At 63.2% G+C, this 16,852-nt stretch carries 21 protein-coding genes; 20 read left to right on the forward strand and 1 reads right to left on the reverse strand.

Annotated elements, in window-relative coordinates; all coding sequences use genetic code 11:
* The 12 genes from KUL25_RS20775 to KUL25_RS20830 all read left to right on the forward strand — a co-directional run bounded on the left by KUL25_RS20775 (window position 1) and on the right by KUL25_RS20830 (window position 10,657).
* A complete protein-coding gene (locus tag KUL25_RS20775) occupies window positions 1-522 on the forward strand; it encodes a hypothetical protein (RefSeq protein WP_257894635.1) in 522 nt (173 codons plus the stop codon).
* Window positions 519-2,123 carry a carboxyl transferase domain-containing protein gene (locus KUL25_RS20780; protein ID WP_257894636.1) on the forward strand — a complete coding sequence of 535 codons (1,605 nt, stop codon included), beginning with the start codon at window positions 519-521 and terminating at the stop codon, window positions 2,121-2,123. The genes KUL25_RS20775 and KUL25_RS20780 overlap by 4 nt, the downstream gene beginning before the upstream one ends.
* Window positions 2,124-2,176: 53 nt before the next feature.
* Window positions 2,177-2,617 carry an ASCH domain-containing protein gene (locus KUL25_RS20785; RefSeq protein ID WP_345791013.1) on the forward strand — a complete coding sequence of 147 codons (441 nt, stop codon included), beginning with the start codon at window positions 2,177-2,179 and terminating at the stop codon, window positions 2,615-2,617.
* Window positions 2,595-2,900 (forward strand): hypothetical protein, encoded by a 306-nt coding sequence (locus KUL25_RS20790; protein ID WP_257894638.1) that lies wholly within the window; start codon window positions 2,595-2,597, stop codon window positions 2,898-2,900. Before KUL25_RS20785 ends, KUL25_RS20790 begins: the two co-directional genes overlap by 23 nt.
* Window positions 2,900-4,825, forward strand: coding sequence for an acetyl-CoA carboxylase biotin carboxylase subunit (locus KUL25_RS20795; protein ID WP_257894639.1), 1,926 nt, complete (start codon window positions 2,900-2,902; stop codon window positions 4,823-4,825). Before KUL25_RS20790 ends, KUL25_RS20795 begins: the two co-directional genes overlap by 1 nt.
* A 136-nt stretch (window positions 4,826-4,961) precedes the next feature.
* Window positions 4,962-5,621: a glutathione S-transferase family protein gene (locus tag KUL25_RS20800; RefSeq protein ID WP_257894640.1), complete on the forward strand. Its 660-nt coding sequence runs from the start codon at window positions 4,962-4,964 to the stop codon at window positions 5,619-5,621.
* Between the two features lie 62 nt (window positions 5,622-5,683).
* On the forward strand, window positions 5,684-6,538 hold the full coding sequence (locus tag KUL25_RS20805; protein WP_257894641.1) for a hydroxymethylglutaryl-CoA lyase: 855 nt from the start codon (window positions 5,684-5,686) through the stop codon (window positions 6,536-6,538).
* 2 nt (window positions 6,539-6,540) lie between these two features.
* Window positions 6,541-7,314 (forward strand): crotonase/enoyl-CoA hydratase family protein, encoded by a 774-nt coding sequence (locus KUL25_RS20810; protein WP_257894642.1) that lies wholly within the window; start codon window positions 6,541-6,543, stop codon window positions 7,312-7,314.
* Between the two features lie 130 nt (window positions 7,315-7,444).
* Window positions 7,445-8,989: an AMP-binding protein gene (locus tag KUL25_RS20815; protein ID WP_257894643.1), complete on the forward strand. Its 1,545-nt coding sequence runs from the start codon at window positions 7,445-7,447 to the stop codon at window positions 8,987-8,989.
* Between the two features lie 183 nt (window positions 8,990-9,172).
* A complete protein-coding gene (locus KUL25_RS20820; protein WP_257894644.1) occupies window positions 9,173-9,769 on the forward strand; it encodes a Crp/Fnr family transcriptional regulator in 597 nt (198 codons plus the stop codon).
* Window positions 9,770-9,840: 71 nt separating this feature from the next.
* On the forward strand, window positions 9,841-10,035 hold the full coding sequence (locus KUL25_RS20825) for a YgaP family membrane protein (RefSeq protein WP_257894645.1): 195 nt from the start codon (window positions 9,841-9,843) through the stop codon (window positions 10,033-10,035).
* A 256-nt stretch (window positions 10,036-10,291) separates the two neighbouring features.
* Window positions 10,292-10,657: an NADH-quinone oxidoreductase subunit A gene (locus KUL25_RS20830; protein WP_011454278.1), complete on the forward strand. Its 366-nt coding sequence runs from the start codon at window positions 10,292-10,294 to the stop codon at window positions 10,655-10,657.
* A 299-nt stretch (window positions 10,658-10,956) separates the two neighbouring features.
* On the opposite strand, the gene KUL25_RS20835 is transcribed toward KUL25_RS20830, so the two are convergent.
* On the reverse strand, window positions 10,957-11,460 hold the full coding sequence (locus tag KUL25_RS20835) for a P-loop nucleotide/nucleoside kinase family protein (protein WP_257894646.1): 504 nt from the start codon (window positions 11,458-11,460) through the stop codon (window positions 10,957-10,959).
* 594 nt (window positions 11,461-12,054) lie between these two features.
* On the opposite strand from KUL25_RS20835, the gene KUL25_RS20840 reads away from it, so the two are divergent.
* From KUL25_RS20840 to KUL25_RS20875, 8 genes are all read left to right on the forward strand, one after another.
* Window positions 12,055-12,531 (forward strand): hypothetical protein, encoded by a 477-nt coding sequence (locus tag KUL25_RS20840; RefSeq protein WP_257894647.1) that lies wholly within the window; start codon window positions 12,055-12,057, stop codon window positions 12,529-12,531.
* On the forward strand, window positions 12,476-13,093 hold the full coding sequence (locus KUL25_RS20845) for a hypothetical protein (protein ID WP_257894648.1): 618 nt from the start codon (window positions 12,476-12,478) through the stop codon (window positions 13,091-13,093). Before KUL25_RS20840 ends, KUL25_RS20845 begins: the two co-directional genes overlap by 56 nt.
* A gap of 210 nt (window positions 13,094-13,303) precedes the next feature.
* Window positions 13,304-13,837, forward strand: coding sequence for a NuoB/complex I 20 kDa subunit family protein (locus KUL25_RS20850; RefSeq protein ID WP_068360244.1), 534 nt, complete (start codon window positions 13,304-13,306; stop codon window positions 13,835-13,837).
* Window positions 13,834-14,157 carry a hypothetical protein gene (locus tag KUL25_RS20855; RefSeq protein ID WP_257894649.1) on the forward strand — a complete coding sequence of 108 codons (324 nt, stop codon included), beginning with the start codon at window positions 13,834-13,836 and terminating at the stop codon, window positions 14,155-14,157. Before KUL25_RS20850 ends, KUL25_RS20855 begins: the two co-directional genes overlap by 4 nt.
* Window positions 14,154-14,777 (forward strand): NADH-quinone oxidoreductase subunit C, encoded by a 624-nt coding sequence (locus tag KUL25_RS20860; protein ID WP_257894650.1) that lies wholly within the window; start codon window positions 14,154-14,156, stop codon window positions 14,775-14,777. The genes KUL25_RS20855 and KUL25_RS20860 overlap by 4 nt, the downstream gene beginning before the upstream one ends.
* Window positions 14,777-14,968, forward strand: a complete 192-nt coding sequence (locus tag KUL25_RS20865) for a hypothetical protein (protein ID WP_257894651.1) — start codon at window positions 14,777-14,779, stop codon at window positions 14,966-14,968. The genes KUL25_RS20860 and KUL25_RS20865 overlap by 1 nt, the downstream gene beginning before the upstream one ends.
* Window positions 14,965-16,203: an NADH-quinone oxidoreductase subunit D gene (locus KUL25_RS20870; RefSeq protein ID WP_257894652.1), complete on the forward strand. Its 1,239-nt coding sequence runs from the start codon at window positions 14,965-14,967 to the stop codon at window positions 16,201-16,203. The genes KUL25_RS20865 and KUL25_RS20870 overlap by 4 nt, the downstream gene beginning before the upstream one ends.
* Window positions 16,204-16,316: 113 nt before the next feature.
* Window positions 16,317-16,667, forward strand: coding sequence for a hypothetical protein (locus KUL25_RS20875; protein ID WP_257894653.1), 351 nt, complete (start codon window positions 16,317-16,319; stop codon window positions 16,665-16,667).
* Window positions 16,668-16,852: the final 185 nt, after the last annotated feature.

Below are 16,852 nucleotides of genomic sequence, written 5' to 3' on the forward strand. Positions count from 1 at the left end.
ATGGCGGCTTTTGCGGCGGGCGGGGCCGTGGCGCAGGACGGGCCGCGCCCGGCGGCGATTGCCAGCGGGATCGCGCAGGAATGCCTGCGCCTGAGCGATGCCGCGATCGAGCAGTCCCTGGCCGACGATCTGGCGGAGGCGGATCAGGCGGTGCTTGTGGAGACCTTCGAGCAGGCCACGTTCGAGTGCCTCGGCCTGTCGATGGAGATCTGCGAATGGCAGGAGGCGGGCGTGGCGTGTCTGGGCGATCTGGCCGCATGGGTGCGGACGCATCGCGCCGCGATCGTGGCGCGTCTGGCGGACGTCACCTTATCCGAGCCCGCTGCCCTGGCACGGGCCGGGGCAGAGGCTGACACGACGACATGCGATCATATGAGTGACGCGGAGCGGGAGCGCTATTGCGAGATCGTGTCCGAGGGCGTCGCATTGGAAGATGCCTACGGGGCGTGGCGCATGGCGCGCCGGGAGGGGGCGGTCGATCTGGTCGGCCATGACCCGATTGATCTGGAGAGACTGCAATGAAGTTGAAATCCTCCTTTGTGGCGGGGTCCGAGGACGCCCGCGCCAACCGTGACGCGCATCTGGACGCCTTGCGTGTCGTCCGGGAGGCGGCGGATCTGGCGGCGGCGGGCGGCGGGGCGCGGTCGCGGGAGCGGCACCTGTCACGGGGCAAGATGCTGCCGCGCGAGCGGGTGGCGAACTTGCTGGACGCGGGGTCTCCGTTTCTGGAGGTGGGCGCACTGGCGGGCCATGGCCTGTACGATGGCGCAGCACCCTGTGGCGGCGTCATCGCCGGTGTCGGCCGGGTCATGGGCCGCGATGTCATGGTCGTTTGCAATGATGCGACGGTGAAGGGCGGGACGTATTACCCGATTACGGTGAAGAAGCATTTGCGCGCCCAGGAAATCGCCGAGGAATGCAGGCTGCCCTGTATCTATCTGGTGGACTCGGGCGGTGCGAACCTTCCGAACCAGGACGAGGTGTTCCCGGATCGGGACCACTTCGGGCGGATTTTCTACAATCAGGCGCAGATGTCCGCCAAGGGCATCGCGCAGATCGCGGTGGTGATGGGCTCGTGCACGGCGGGCGGGGCCTATGTGCCTGCGATGGCAGACGTGAGCATCATCGTGAAGGAGCAGGGGACGATCTTTCTGGCCGGCCCGCCCTTGGTGAAAGCGGCAACCGGAGAGGTCGTGACGGCCGAGGATCTGGGCGGCGGAGAGGTGCACACGCGTTTGTCGGGTGTGGCCGATTACCTGGCCGAAGATGACGCACACGCGCTGGCGCTTGCACGGCGCGCGGTGGGATCATTGGATGGGTTCAGTGAGCGGTATGGCGTGACGTTGGGCGGGCGTCCCCCGGCCTATGACCCGGAGGAATTACTGGGCGTGGTGCCTGCGGCCTTGACCACGCCCTACGATATCCGCGAGCTCATCGCCCGTGTGGTGGACGACAGCTATTTCGACGAGTTCAAGGCGCGGTTCGGCGAGACGATCGTCTGCGGCTTTGCCGAGGTCATGGGCCTGCCGGTGGGCATCATCGCCAACAATGGCGTGTTGTTCTCTGAGGCGGCTCAGAAGGCGGCGCATTTCGTGGAGCTGTGCGCCTCGCGCAGGATCCCGTTGGTTTTCTTGCAGAATATCACCGGCTTCATGGTGGGCCGGAAGTACGAGAACGAAGGCATTGCCCGTCACGGGGCCAAGATGGTGACGGCGGTGGCCACCACGGCGGTGCCGAAGGTGACGATGCTGGTGGGCGGATCGTTCGGGGCCGGGAACTATGGCATGGCGGGGCGGGCCTATTCGCCGCGCTTCCTGTGGTCATGGCCCAGTTCGCGGATTTCCGTGATGGGCGGCGCGCAGGCGGCGGGGGTTCTGGCGACCGTGAAGCGCGACGCGATGGAGAAGCGCGGAGAGGCGTGGTCGGCGGAGGACGAGGCAGAGTTCAAACGGCCCACGGTGGAGATGTTCGAAGAGCAATCGCATCCGTTGTACGCGAGCGCGCGGCTTTGGGATGACGGGGTCGTGGATCCAAGGAAATCGCGCGAAGTGTTGGGGCTGAGCCTGGCGGCGGCGTTGAATGCGCCGATCGAGGAAACGCGCTTCGGTGTCTTCCGGATGTGATGGGGGCGGATGTGGGAATGAGTTGTATTGGGCAAGATGAAGGGGGAGGCGGCGTGACCCTTGAAGCGGTGAGAGAGAGGTATCCGGACGCGCAGACCTATATCTTCGGGGACAGCGCGCAATTGTCAGCAGCGTTGCTGGCACTGGTGCGGGCGGGGAAGAAGCGGGCGACCTGCCTGTCAATGGCCGAGGTCGCGGGCGGGGAGGTGGTGCCGCAGATCGGACGGTGTGACATCGCCACAACCTTCGACGGGTGGCCCGCGCTGGTGAACCGGACCATGGAGCTTCGGCTGGTGCGGTTCTGCGACATGACGGAAGAGATGGCGCTGGCCGAGGGCGAGGATGAGGATCTGGCCGGGTGGAAAGCTGGCCATGAGCGGTATTACCGGCGGCTGGGGATCTTCGAGCCGCAGATGGAATTGATCTGGGAGCGGTTCGAGGTGGTCGAGGATTTGGGGGCGGTTGATCGTGATGACCAAGACGCAGCGCCGTGACAGGTTTTTCACGCGCATTCAGCATGCCAGCCCCCTTGATGGGGGACGGACGTTGATCATCGTCGATGGGGACCCGGGCCGCATCGAGGTTGGGGACAGCGCCGCTTTTGGGGAACTGACCTGTCCCCGGGGAATGCCACCCCCTAAGGCGCGGGTGATCCGACGCGTCGGGTGCCTTGATCGCCCCCTGTCATGGGGGCTTGAGGTGGATGGCGAGATTGATGAATTCATAGGGGCGAACATCGGTGCAAGCCTGATGATTACGCCAAGCGAGATGTTGTGATGTTTAAGAAGATTCTGATCGCAAACCGCGGCGAGATTGCGTGTCGGGTGATCGACACGGCGCGCGCGATGGGTGTGCGGACGGTGGCGGTCTACTCGGACGCCGACGCGGGCGCGCGCCATGTGGAGATGGCGGATGAGGCGGTGTGGATCGGCGGCCCCGCCCCCAAGGACAGCTACCTGCGCGGCGATGTGATCATCGCGGCGGCATTGGAGAAGGGCGCGGAAGCGGTTCATCCGGGCTATGGGTTCCTGAGTGAAAACCCCGAGTTCGTTGAGGCTGTGGAGGCGGCGGGACTGGTGTTCATCGGACCAAGCGCGGCGGCGATCCGGGCGATGGGCTTGAAGGACGCGGCCAAGGCCCTGATGGAAGAGGCGGGCGTGCCCGTGGTGCCGGGCTACCACGGCGCGGCGCAGGATGATCTGGCCGCGCGCGCCGAAGAGGTCGGCTACCCGGTGTTGATCAAGGCCGTGGCAGGGGGCGGCGGCAAGGGGATGCGCCGCGTGGATTCTGCGGCAGGGTTTGCCGAGGCACTGGCCAGCGCCCGGGGCGAGGCCGCAACGGCGTTCGGCAATGACGCGGTCTTGGTGGAGAAATACGTCGCTACCCCTCGGCATATCGAGGTGCAGGTTTTTGGCGATGGCGAGAGGGCGGTGCATCTGTTCGAGCGCGATTGCTCCCTTCAACGGCGCCACCAGAAGGTGATCGAGGAAGCCCCGGCGCCGGGCATGACGCCCGAGATGCGCGCCGCCATGGGGCAGGCCGCCGTGCGCGCGGCGGAGGCGATTGGCTACAAGGGCGCGGGCACGGTCGAGTTCATTGTGGATGCCAGCGAAGGCCTGCGCGCCGACCGGTTCTACTTCATGGAGATGAACACGCGTTTGCAGGTGGAGCATCCGGTGACGGAGGCGATCACGGGGATCGACCTGGTTGAATGGCAGTTGCGGGTGGCCAGCGGAGAGGCGCTGCCCTGCGCACAGGAGGATCTGTCCATCGACGGCCATGCGTTCGAGGCGCGCTTGTATGCGGAGGACGTCCCTAAGGGCTTCCTTCCGGCCACGGGAACCGTGGCCCATCTGGCGTTTCCCGATGATGCGCGCGCCGATACGGGGGTGCGGCTGGGTGATGAGATCAGCCACTGGTATGATCCGATGATTGCCAAGCTGATCGTTCACGGCCCCACGCGCGCGATCGCGTTGGCCCGGTTGGATCAGGCGTTGTCGGGTACTCAGGTGGCGGGCTCTGTCACGAACCTCGCGTTCTTGCGGGCCTTGGCGCGCCATGAGGGCTTCGGGCGGGGAGAGGTCGATACGGGCCTGATCGACCGGGAGGTCGAGGCCCTGTCGCGTAGCCCGGCCCCCTGCACGCGCTGCCGCGCGGTCGCGGCGGCGGCGATGAGCATGGACGGCGCAGAGGCGGAAGGGTTCAGCCTTTGGGCGCCGTTGGAACGCTCGGTCACACTGGGCCATGGCGATGGGGTCGAGGTGCTGAAAGTGTCCGTGGATGGCCCCGGCACGGCCGTGGTGCGCGGTGAAGACGGGACCCATGAGGTCACGTTGCGGCGCGGAGGTTGGGCCGTCGATGGCACACCGGTTTCGGCCGAGGTTGTCAGACATTCTGCGGGCGTGTCGGTGTTCTGGGGCAACAACTACCATTTCACCCTGCCCGATCCGCTTGATGTGGCCGTGGGGCCGGGGGCTTTGGCGGGCCGGATCGAAGCGCCGATGCCGGGGCTGGTGAAAGCAGTCTTCGTGGAAGTCGGCGCCGAGGTGCACGCCGGGGATCGCTTGGCAATCCTAGAGGCGATGAAGATGGAGCATGTGTTGACCGCAGGGCGCGATGGTGTGGTGGCGGAGGTCCTGGCGGTGGCAGGCGCACAGGTGGATGCGGGGGCGACGCTGATCGTGCTGGAGGACGAGGGATGAGCGGGGGAACAGACTTTTGCAAAAGTCTGGGCAAACCTTTGCAAAGGTTTGCGGGCGCGCCGGGGCGCGCGCAGAGCCTTGCAAGGCTCTGTCAAATTCCTTGCAAGGAATTTTCTTCAAGCGTGGGGGCAGCGCCGTGATCCGTCTACATCATGTGCCGTGGGGACGGTCGTTCCGGGTCCTGTGGCTGCTGCAGGAGATGGGGATCACCCCAGAGGTCCTGCGCTATCAGATCGGCAGTCGGGGCATGCGAGCGCCCGAATTCCTGGAGCGGTCCCCCGCCGGTCGGATCCCGGCTTTGGAGATTGACGGGATCACCGTTTTCGAGTCCGCTGCGATCCTTCAGTACCTCTGCGAAAGCCGTCCCGCGTTCGGCTTTGGCCGCCCTCCGGGCCACCCGGACCGGGTCGCCTACCTGGAAGCCATGGGGTTTGCAGAAACGATGGCCTCGCTGATCGAACAGCTCAACCTGAACCACCTGTTCCTGCGCCCGCCTGCCAAGCCCTCGGCCACGGTCATCAAGCTGAACACGCTGCGTCTGGCGGACACATTGCGCGCCTTGGATGGGATGATCGCGGACGAATATATTCTGCCGTCGGGCTTTTCGGCGGCGGATGCGATGATGGGGTTCAACCTGTTCGCCGCGCCCTTCTACGTGCGCCTCGACTCCTGGCCGAAGCTGCAGGCCTATTGGGCGCGGTTGCAAGCGCGCCCGGCGTTTCAGGCCGCCGCCGCGATCGAGGGGCCGCAAGTGTTTTATGCCCGTGATTTCTATGAGGTGCCGACCGATGCGTAGGGATGTGTGGCTGGTGGCAGGATTGCATTTTCAGGGAACAAAGAGGGCAGGGGGGCGCGACGATGCCTGAGCGCGCCGAGATCTTCGAGGTTGGCCCCCGCGACGGGTTGCAGAACGAGGCGCGGATGATAGCGACCTCGGACAAGGTCGCTTTGATCGACCATCTCGCGCGCGCGGGGTTTGCGCGGATCGAGGTTGCGTCCTTCGTGTCCCCGAAATGGGTGCCGCAGATGGCGGACGGGGCCGACGTACTGGCAGGTATCACGCGCATGGACGGTGTGAGCTACGCGGCGCTGACGCCCAACATGCGGGGCTACGCGGGGGCCCTTGCCGCCAAGGCCAGCGAGATCGCGATCTTCGCGAGTGCCTCGGAGGGGTTTTCAAAGGCGAACCTGAACGCGACCATCGAAGAGAGCCTCGCGCGGTTCGCGGAGGTGGCGGAGGCCGCCCGGGCCGATGGCATGCCGATGCGGGCCTATGTCTCTTGCGTCACGCAATGCCCTTTTGATGGAGAGACAGCGCCCGCACAGGTCGCCCGCCTCGTGGCAGCGCTACGGGACATGGGGGCTTACGAGGTCTCGCTTGGTGACACCTTGGGGCATGCTTGGCCCGCGCAGGTCGATGCGATGTTGGAAGCGGTGTTGCAGGAACTGCCCGCCGCGCAGCTGGCCGGGCATTTCCACGATACCGCCGGGCGCGCGTTGGAGAATGTGGATGTCGCCCTCGCGCGGGGGCTGCGGGTCTTCGATGGGGCTGTCGGCGGGCTTGGCGGCTGTCCCTATGCGCCGGGGGCGGCGGGCAATGTCGCGACGGAAGCTTTGGACGCACATCTGCGCAAACGCGGCTTCGAAACGGGCCTCGACACCGAAATACTGGCGCAGGCCGCCGACATGGCGCGGCGCCTGAGGGAGGGCTGAGCATGGACACGCTGGAAGTGACACGGGACGAAAGGGGTGTCGCAACGGTGCGGTTGAACCGCCCCGATGTGCACAACGCCATGAACGCTGCGATGATTACGGATCTGACGGCGGCAGCCGAGGCGTTGGGCGGCGATCCGGCGGTGCGGGTCGTAGTGCTGACAGGGGCGGGGGCCAGCTTCTGCGCGGGCGGTGATCTGGGTTGGATGCGCGCGCAAATGGCTGCCGATGGGCCGACGCGCGCGCGGGAGGCGCGGGCCCTGGCGGCGATGCTGGGGACGCTCGATCGCCTGCCCAAGCCGTTGATCGGCCGGATCCAGGGGCAAGCCTTTGGGGGCGGTGTCGGGTTGATGTCGGTCTGCGATGTGGCCGTGGGTGTCGAGGGCGCGAAGTTCGGGCTGACGGAAGTGCGGCTTGGGTTGATCCCGGCGACCATCGGGCCCTACGTGGTGGCGCGCATGGGCGCCGCGCGGGCGCGGCAGGTGTTCTTCTCGGGGCGCTTGTTTGGTGCGGCGGAGGCGGCGGGCCTTGGCCTTCTGGCCAAGGTCGTGGCGCCGGAGGCCCTGGATGACGCGGTGGAGGCCGAAATCGCGCCCTATCTGGCCGCGGCCCCCGGCGCGGTCGCCGAGGGCAAGGCCCTGGTTGCGGCCTTGGGAGGCGGCGTCAGCGCGGCGGATGTAGAGGCCTCCATCACCGCGCTGGTGGCGCGGTGGGAATCCGACGAAGCGGGCGAAGGGATCGCGGCGTTCTTCGACAAACGCAAGCCAAGCTGGTGAGGGTGGCACAGGGCCTGCGCCGGGTTCATGCCGCGCTGCGGCGGGCGCACCCTCTGGACAGGGTGCGGGAATATCGCCCATCGTAGCCCTTAGCGGCGCCGTCAGAGCTGCCGTACCAGGGAGATTTGACATGGCCATATTCGCAAGCCCCCGCGCGCCTGTTTCGGTGCCCGATACCTCGGTGACCCAGACCCTCTTCGAGGGGCTGACAGGCCGTGAAGACAAAGTTGTCGTGATCGACGGTCCTTCGGGGCGGACGGTGACGGCGGGGGCGTTGATGTCGCAAATCAAGGCGCTTGCGGGCGGGCTGACGGCACGGGGCATCCTGCCCGGCGGCACCATTGCGATCCTGGCCCCCAACATTCCCGAATACCCCGTCGTCTTCCATGGTGTGGCCTGGGGCGGGGGGACCGTCACCACGATCAACCCCACCTACACGGCGCCTGAAATCCAGCACCAGTTGCAGGATGCGGGCGCGGTGATGCTTGTCACGATCTCGATGTTCGAGGAGGTCGCGCGCACGGCCATGGTCGGCACCGACTGTCGCGATCTGGTTGTGCTGGACGGCGGCGGCAATGGCGCCTTGGGGATGGCCGACGTAATGGGCGCGGAATTGCCCGAGCAGGCGCCCGGCGATTGGGCGAAGGATGTGGTCGTTCTGCCCTATTCCAGCGGCACGACAGGGCGGCCCAAGGGCGTGATGTTGACCCACCGCAACCTGGTGGCGAATGTCACGCAATCCGCCGCCGTGGCGGACATCACCCCGGACGACAAGGCCATCGCCTTCCTGCCGTTCTTCCACATCTACGGCATGACCGTGCTGATGAACCTGTTCCTCAACCAGCGCGCCATGATCATCACCATGCCGCGCTTCGATCTGGAGATGTATCTGCGCCTGATCCAGGAGCACCGCGCGACGCGGCTTTATATCGTGCCGCCGGTGGCGTTGGCGCTGGCGAAACACCCGATGGTGGATGATTACGACGTGTCCTCGGTGAAACAGATCTTCTCGGGCGCCGCCCCGATGGGGGCCGAGATCGAGGCGGCCGTGGGCACGCGATTTGGCGCAAATTCGGTGCAGGGCTACGGCATGACGGAGCTGAGCCCGATCAGCCACATGACACAGGGCGACAGCATCCGCCATGGCTCCAGCGGGCAGGCGGTGCCCTCGACCGAATGCCGGATCGTGGATCCGGAGACACTGGAGGACCTGCCCGCAGGTCTGGAAGGAGAGCTGTGGATTCGCGGCCCGCAGGTGATGAAAGGCTACCTGAACAATCCCGACGCCACGGCAGAGACGATGGCAGAGGGCGACTGGCTGCGCACCGGCGATCTGGCCGAGATCGACGAAGAAGGCTTCATGTACATCCGGGACCGCCTGAAAGAACTGATCAAATACAAGGGCTTCCAGGTGGCCCCCGCCGAGGTGGAGGCCGCGCTGTGCGCCTGTGAGGGTGTCACCGATGCCGCCGTGATCGGGCGCATCGATGCAGAGGCGGGCGAAGTGCCGATCGCCTTCGTCGTGGCCCCCGAGGTGGAAGAGGCCACGCTGCGCGCCCATTGCGAGGGGTGCCTGGCCCACTACAAGCATCCTGTGGACTATCGGTTCGTCGACAGCGTTCCGAAATCCGCCAGCGGCAAGATCCTGCGCCGGGAATTGCGCGACAAGCTGTGAGGGGGGCGCAGGCTTGCGGTAAAGGCCAATGACGGCTGTACGGGACGGGGCGGACTTTGGTTGCGCCCATGTCAATGGCCGCTATTGGATCACCCCCTGTCGAATGCGACCGACGGTATTCCGTTTGATCCAGAGGGTGACTAGACTCCGACGCACCTGAACACTTTGCGTTGAAGGAAAAAAATGTCAGTGGTCCGAAGTCTGGTGGCGCCGAAGGGCAAAGTGATTTTCCAGCCTGGGCAATCCTGTCCTGGATTCATTGTCCTTTCCAAGGGTTCGATCAAGGTGACGCTGACAGGCTCAAGTGGTCGCGAAGTCGTTCTGTACAGGGTTCGCCCCGGAGAGGTTTGTCTGCAAACACTGTCCTGCTTGATCAATGACCAACCCTATGGTGCCGAGGGTGTTGCCGAGACAGAGATTGCCGGCCAATTGGTGCCTGCCAGCGATTTCCACAAGAAACTCGCTGACGATCAGGTGTTTCGCGACGGGATCATGTCGTCTGTCGCGACGCGGTTCGCCGAATACCAGCAACTCGTGGAAGAAATCGCTTTGACAGGCTTCGATGCACGGCTTGCCAATGTGCTTCTACGGATGGTCGGGCCCACAGGCGTGGTCGAGACAACGCACGCGGCTTTGGCGACGGAGACGGCCTCGGGGCGGGCGTATGTGACACGCAAACTTGCTGAATTCGCGAAGAAGGGCTGGGTCAAACAGAAAGATGACGGTATCGAAATCCTGAACTTGCGCGAATTGGAGCAAGTTGCCGCATGTTTGCGGTGACATTGTCACCGCGTAGCGCCGTCATATCGCGATAACATTGGGCATGAAACTCATGAATGGAGGGCCAAGCGATGTCCAAAAATGAAGGTACCATTGACCGCGTTCTACGCGTTGTTCTTGGTCTCGTGCTATTGTCACTCGTATTCGTTGGACCACAATCGTGGTGGGGTCTGATCGGCCTTGTGCCCTTGGTGACCGGGCTGATGGGCAGTTGCCCAGTGTATTCCATTCTGGGGATCAGCACCTGCCCAATGAAAAACGAATAACCACCACAGCGTCGATCCAAGGCAAGCTGCGGTGATACCCGCCGCAGCTGGTCCTGCTTCCGTATTCGGTGAACCGACTTCTGCTGTGTTACAGGAACCGAGGAGCAGCCGTTCATTCAGATTGCAGCGTCGGGGACCTCGGGCTCAAACCCGCCACTCGCCTCTGTCACCGCACGCCTTTGCCGCAGCCTTGGCCCGTTGACCGCTGCGCGGCGGCGGCGTAGACCTCGGGAAGACACAAACGACGGACGCGACCATGACCGAGCTTCTGACAGAATACGCCCCGATCCTGATCTTCCTGGGTCTGGCCATTGGCCTGGCGCTGGTGCTGATCCTGGCGGCGGTCGTGGTTGCGGTCAGCAACCCGGACCCGGAAAAGGTCAGCGCCTATGAATGCGGGTTCAACGCCTTCGATGACGCGCGGATGAAGTTTGACGTGCGCTTCTACCTGGTGGCGATCCTGTTCATCATCTTTGATCTGGAAATCGCGTTCCTGTTCCCCTGGGCCACGGCGTTTCCGGGGCTGAGTGACCTCGCGTTCTGGTCGATGATGGTCTTCCTTGGCGTGCTGACGATCGGCTTCGCCTATGAGTGGAAGAAGGGCGCGCTGGACTGGGAATAACTGGTCCGGGGCTCTAGTGCTCAAGCTTGAGCATAGTAGCCAAGTAGTTGATTGAAAACGAATAAGCCGATTTCGTTTACGTTTTTTTAATCCCAAATCGGCTTGTGGGCCCATGGGGTGCAACCGATCCCGCCCCAATGCCATGATGGCCTGCGCGACCAAGCCGCGGCATGGGGATGACCAGCGCGTTACACGCCTGCCCCGGAGAGGCAAAGCGCCAGAGCGCGGCCAAGTGCACAGAGCGGCAGCTGTGAGCCCATTTTACCGACTGCTGCACCATCAACGAAGGTCCGGTCAACTCAGAGTTTCGTGTCAACATGATGCATCACCAAATTGAATCCTTCCTCGGATGAAGGGGCAACGAAGTGTTTCGAAATCTGTCGAAATTGCTCTTCTGTTGCCGCAAACGGATGATCACCTTGCGCGTTGCGAGCATGAAGCCGTGCGATACAGACTTCATCAGGGACATCTAAAACGTGAAGTTTGTGTGCAGCCTTTGTCTGTTCCAAGATGCTCCGCATCCAATCACGCGAAGCAATTGTATTTGCTTGGAAGTCTAAAACAACTGAGATTCCCTCATTTAGCAATGAGACGACGTGTGGTCCCATGACCTCGCGAAACTTTGACATGCACCGCATGTAGTCCGAAATCGATGCCATTTCTTCAGAAAAAAGACCGTACAGCCACTCATCTTCAGCAATCACAATCGTTCCAGCCGTGCGACTAAGTTGGACAGCCAGAGTGGATTTTCCAGAAGAAATTTTTCCGCACAACAAGTGCAGAGTTGGTGTCGTCGAGGACATATGAATACCCTTGTTCAGCGCGACGCGCGCAGTTGACGTTCAAATCCGAATTAGCCCGGCCCGGTAATCAGACCGGGAAGGTAATTCGATTTTGGTCCTGACGACCAAAGTTCTGAACGACAGTATTCATGCACCTTTAGTGACACATGGGGTTCTTTATGTCTATCGGTGGAGCCGACCTTGGAGCAGCCGCAGCGAAAGCTAACAAAGTCCGCTTAGCAGACATTTCCGATGAATGGCGCGTGGCGTGCCTTGTAGCAGGAATTTCTCTGAAATCCGGCGACATAGGCATTTGCGCCGAGGCCTTGGCCATGGTGTCGGCCGATCTTCAGGAGCGCATCGCGTCGGTCAGGAAGGTTTTCGCGCCTTCGGGGTTGTTTGCATAGCCCTTGAACGCGACCTTGAACGGGGTCTCGAAAGGGGGGGGCGCGAAGGTGAACATCATGGGGTATTGGCCTGTGGAAGGGGGCTTTGGCATGCGTATCGGAGGGCCAAGGGACCGTCACCGCAGGAAGTCCTTTGCCCTGCGCGCCATAAAAATCTCAACTCCCCCGATAGCGCGAAGGTTGACCGTATTCATCAGGACCTTTCGCCATGCATGCTTTGCTTTACCGTTTGTTCCGCCTGCGTCGTTTGATCTGCGTGGCGATCCTACTGCCGATGCTGAGCGTTGCGATCGTCTATCTGCTGAAGGGACCGGTGGCGCTGGCGCTGGCCCCGATCGCGGTGCTGGTGCCGGTCGCCCATGTGCTATGGTATCCCAATGCCCGGATGGAGACGCTGCCCGTCTCGATCAGCCTGAGCTTCGTGCTGATCCTGGGGGGTATGATCGGGCCGGACGTGGGCCTGGTGGGCCTGGCGCTGCGCCTTGCGGGTATTGCGGTTCTGGGGGGCTTGTTGGTCCTGGCGTTCTCCACCGTATTGATTCGGTGCGATTTCAGCGGGACCGGCGCAACCGATCACGACCCGCGCGCGGCGCTGGTCGCGGCTGTCGCCAGTGGCGTTGAAGCGGGCGGTGACGCTTTACCCCGAACGCGAGGACGACAAGATCACCTGCGGGCCTGCCAATGAGGAGGGCATTTTCGAGGTGACGATGCATCTGGACGGCCCCACCTTTGCCTGTGCCATGGGGGACGAGGGCGCCGATTTCGACGTGGATGTGGATGTGCATGTGGAAGACGAGGCCGACATCCAGGCCGCCATGGCCGAGATGAGCGCGCAATTGCAGGAGATCGGGGCCGAGGACATCGAGATTTCGTTTGAGGCCGCCCCACCCGATGAGGGCGCCCATGACCTGCACCTGATCGGTATCGTCAGCCATTCCGACGCGACAAGTCACGACGTGATCGTGCTGGATGAAAACACCCGGGAGACGACGGCCACACGGATGACGTTCACGCCCAAGGGCAAGGGCACGCTTGTCACCATGGAAGAGCGCAGCGCGCCCATGGCAAGGGGGTTTGCCCTGGGTTTCTGGTGGCAGGATGACGGGACGGATTACCTGATCGACGAGATCGACCGGGCCGAGGAACGTACCCTGCGGGCCAACCGCTCGGCCGGGCAAGCGAGCTTGCTGGAGGATATCGCCCTGCGGCTGACGTCAAGAGAAGAGCCGGTAACGCCCGCTGAATAGTTTGTTCGGATGAGGAATGGGGCCCAACGCACGGCTGTGCGATGCTTTTGGGCCCTTCGCAATGCTGCGCATTGCTTTTGGGCCCTTCGCAATGCTGCGCATTGCTTTTGGGTGCGACAAGGTCACGCCGCTCAAATGGCGCGCTCACGTTGACCCCGACGCCTTGCAGACGTATCTCCGATAGCGAACCACACTGAGGGATCAGCCACGATGGGCGTTGCAACCACTCCGAACCATGCCGGGGCCGACCGGGAGGTCGCCACTCAGGCTCTGAATGCAGAGCTTCAGGACAAAGGCTTCCTCGTCACCTCGTCCGAGGACATCATCAACTGGGCCCGCACGGGATCCTTGCACTGGATGACCTTCGGCCTCGCGTGCTGCGCGGTCGAGATGATGCACACCTCCATGCCGCGCTATGATGCCGAGCGTTTCGGGATCGCGCCGCGCGCCTCTCCGCGCCAGTCGGACGTGATGATCGTGGCGGGTACGCTGACCAACAAGATGGCGCCCGCGCTGCGCAAGGTCTACGACCAGATGCCCGAGCCGCGCTACGTGATCTCCATGGGGTCCTGCGCCAATGGCGGCGGCTATTATCACTATTCCTACAGTGTCGTGCGGGGCTGTGACCGGATCGTGCCCGTTGACATTTATGTGCCCGGCTGCCCGCCGACGGCAGAGGCGCTGCTTTATGGCATCTTGCAGTTGCAGAGGAAGATCCGCCGCACCGGGACGATTGCGCGATGAGTGGTCCGGTCGTTCGGAAATGGGAAGCTTCCATCGCACGCGCCGACATTGCGCGATGGGTGAAGACCTACCGCGACCGGGTGCTTGACCACGTGCGCGCCGTGCCGGGGTTTCAGGACGTCACCTTCCTTGCGGAGCGTGACGATGACCCCTGCCGAGTAACCGTTTTGATGACATGGGATGACATGGACGCGATCCGGGCCTTTGCCGGGGATGACCCCGCACAGACGGTCTTGCCGGATTTCATGGAGCCTTTCTTTCCAGACTATGACACCCGGGCCACGTTTCATGATCGGGTCCTAGTGGAGACAGCAACATGAGTGCAGCCCTGCAAGAACTGGCCGAGTACCTGACGGAAAAGCGCCCCGATGATGTGGTGTCCACGGACATCAACGCCATGGGCGAGTTGAGCGTCACCGTCGCGCCCGCGCAACTGGTGGAGTTCATCGAGTTCCTCAAGACCGACCGGACCTGCCGATTCTCGACCCTGATCGACATCACGGCGGTGGATTACCCCTCACGCGATCGGCGCTTCGATGTCGTGTATCACTTCCTCAGCATGTACCAGAACCACCGGGTCCGCGTCCGCGCGGCGATCCGTGAGGATGAGACGCTACCCTCGATCTCGAACGTGCATCCGGGCGCTGGCTGGTACGAGCGCGAGATCTACGACATGTTCGGCATCCTGATCACCGGCCACGCGGACCTGCGCCGCCTGCTGACGGACTATGGCTTCCGCGGCCACCCGCTGCGCAAGGATTTCCCGACGACGGGCTACACCGAAGTGCGCTACGATGAAGAGCTAAAGCGCGTGGTCTATGAGCCGGTGAGCCTGGTTCAGGAATACCGCCAGTTCGATTTCATGTCCCCGTGGGAAGGCGCGCAATACGTGCTTCCGGGCGATGAGAAGGCCGATGCAAAGGCGGGGGAGAAGGCATAATGCTGAATAATATTGGTCCATCAGGCCTGATCCTTCTGATCATGCTGGTATTGATCGTGGTTCCGTTTTGGAAGATTCTGCCGCGTGCCGGGATCGCTTCCTGGGTCGCCCTCTTCGCAATACTTCCGTTCGTGCCATTCGTACTGTTGTGGGTATTGGCACTGAAAAAATGGCCGGGGGATGAAGCATGATGGACGGCGATATCCGGGTGAATACCTACGACGACGGCTCGACCGATTTCGAGACCGGCGAGCAGAAGATCCGCAACTTCAACATCAACTTTGGCCCCCAGCACCCCGCCGCCCACGGCGTGTTGCGCCTGGTGCTGGAGCTGGACGGCGAGATTTGCGAGCGCTGTGATCCGCACATCGGCCTGCTGCACCGTGGCACCGAGAAGCTGATGGAAAGCCGGACCTACCTGCAAAACCTGCCGTATTTCGACCGGCTGGATTACGTGGGTACGATGAACCAGGAACACGCGTGGTGCCTGGCGATCGAGCGGATGACGGGCACGGAAGTGCCGCGCCGCGCCCAGTTGATCCGCGTGCTGTACTGCGAGATCGGGCGTATCCTGAACCACCTGCTGAACGTCACGACGCAGGCCTTGGACGTGGGCGCGCTGACGCCGCCGCTTTGGGGCTTTGAAGAACGCGAAAAGCTGATGATCTTCTACGAGCGGGCCAGCGGCGCACGCCTGCACGCGGCCTATTTCCGCCCCGGCGGGGTGCATCAGGACCTGCCGCCGCAGTTGATCGAGGACATCGATCAATGGGCGACGGAATTCCCCAACATGCTCGACGATATCGACGGGCTGTTGTCTGAGAACCGCATCTTCAAGCAGCGCAACGTCGATATCGGCGTGGTCACGGAAGAAGACATTCAGGATTGGGGTTTTTCGGGCGTCATGGTCCGCGGCTCGGGCCTTGCCTGGGACCTGCGCCGCGCGCAGCCCTATGAATGCTATGACGAGTTCGATTTCCAGATCCCCGTGGGCAAGAACGGCGATTGCTATGATCGCTACCTGTGCCGCATGGCAGAGATGCGCGAATCGACCAAAATCATCCATCAGGCCGTGGAAAAGCTGCGCAATGAGCCGGGCCCGGTCATGGCACGCGGCAAGATGGCGCCGCCGACGCGGGGCGACATGAAGACCTCGATGGAAGCGCTGATCCACCACTTCAAGCTGTATACCGAGGGCTTCCACGTGCCCGAGGGCGAGATCTATGCCTGTGTCGAAGCGCCAAAGGGCGAATTCGGCGTGTTCCTGGTGGCGGATGGCACCAACAAGCCCTATCGCGCCAAGCTGCGCGCGCCGGGGTTTGCGCACCTTCAGGCGATGGATCACCTGTGCAAGGGCCACCAGCTGGCGGATGTGTCGGCGGTTCTGGGCTCGCTTGATATCGTGTTTGGCGAAGTCGACCGCTAAGGCGCGCACGGGTTTGTGATAAAAAGGGGCAGGGGGCCGGTGGGTTGCCTGCCCTTTTGCTATCGGGGCGGCGTGATAGTGTTGGCGGGATAACAACCTAAGGACGCTTCGCTTTGACCCGATTTATTCCCCCCCTCCTCGCTGCGCTCCTCGCAGGTGCCCCTTTTGCTGCGGGCGCGCAGGCGGTTGTGCCCGCCGATCATCCCGGTTTCGTGCTGGCCGAGGCGATTGCCGCCCAAGGCTGCGTGCTGCATCAGGACGACGTGAACCCTTTGTTGGCCGAGGCTGGGCTGGAGAACGCGCAGTTCCCGGAAATGGCCGTGCCATTGATGCGCGACGGATATCTGCGCCCCAGCGGCGAGGGCACGATGACGCTGACCAACTGGGGCCTGTGCATTGGTGAGGCCCTGGCAGAGGCGGCAGCCCAACCGGGTAGTGAGACCACGGAAGCCGAGACCGAGTAAGCTACGGATTCCCTCCGTTGTGGTGCGGCGGCTCGGACGGCAGATTGATGTGACAGACACATCGACCTTATCCCGCTGATCGGAGACGCCACCCCCTTCCCGGATCACCACGGCCTTCCCTCCCTGCCGCGCCGATCCGACAGGCCCTCCTCAAAATCAGTCCCTGTGCTTTGCCCGCCGCCTCC

Origin of the sequence: Gymnodinialimonas phycosphaerae, from assembly GCF_019195455.1 — a bacterium.
GTDB classification, from domain to species: Bacteria; Pseudomonadota; Alphaproteobacteria; order Rhodobacterales; family Rhodobacteraceae; genus Gymnodinialimonas; species Gymnodinialimonas phycosphaerae.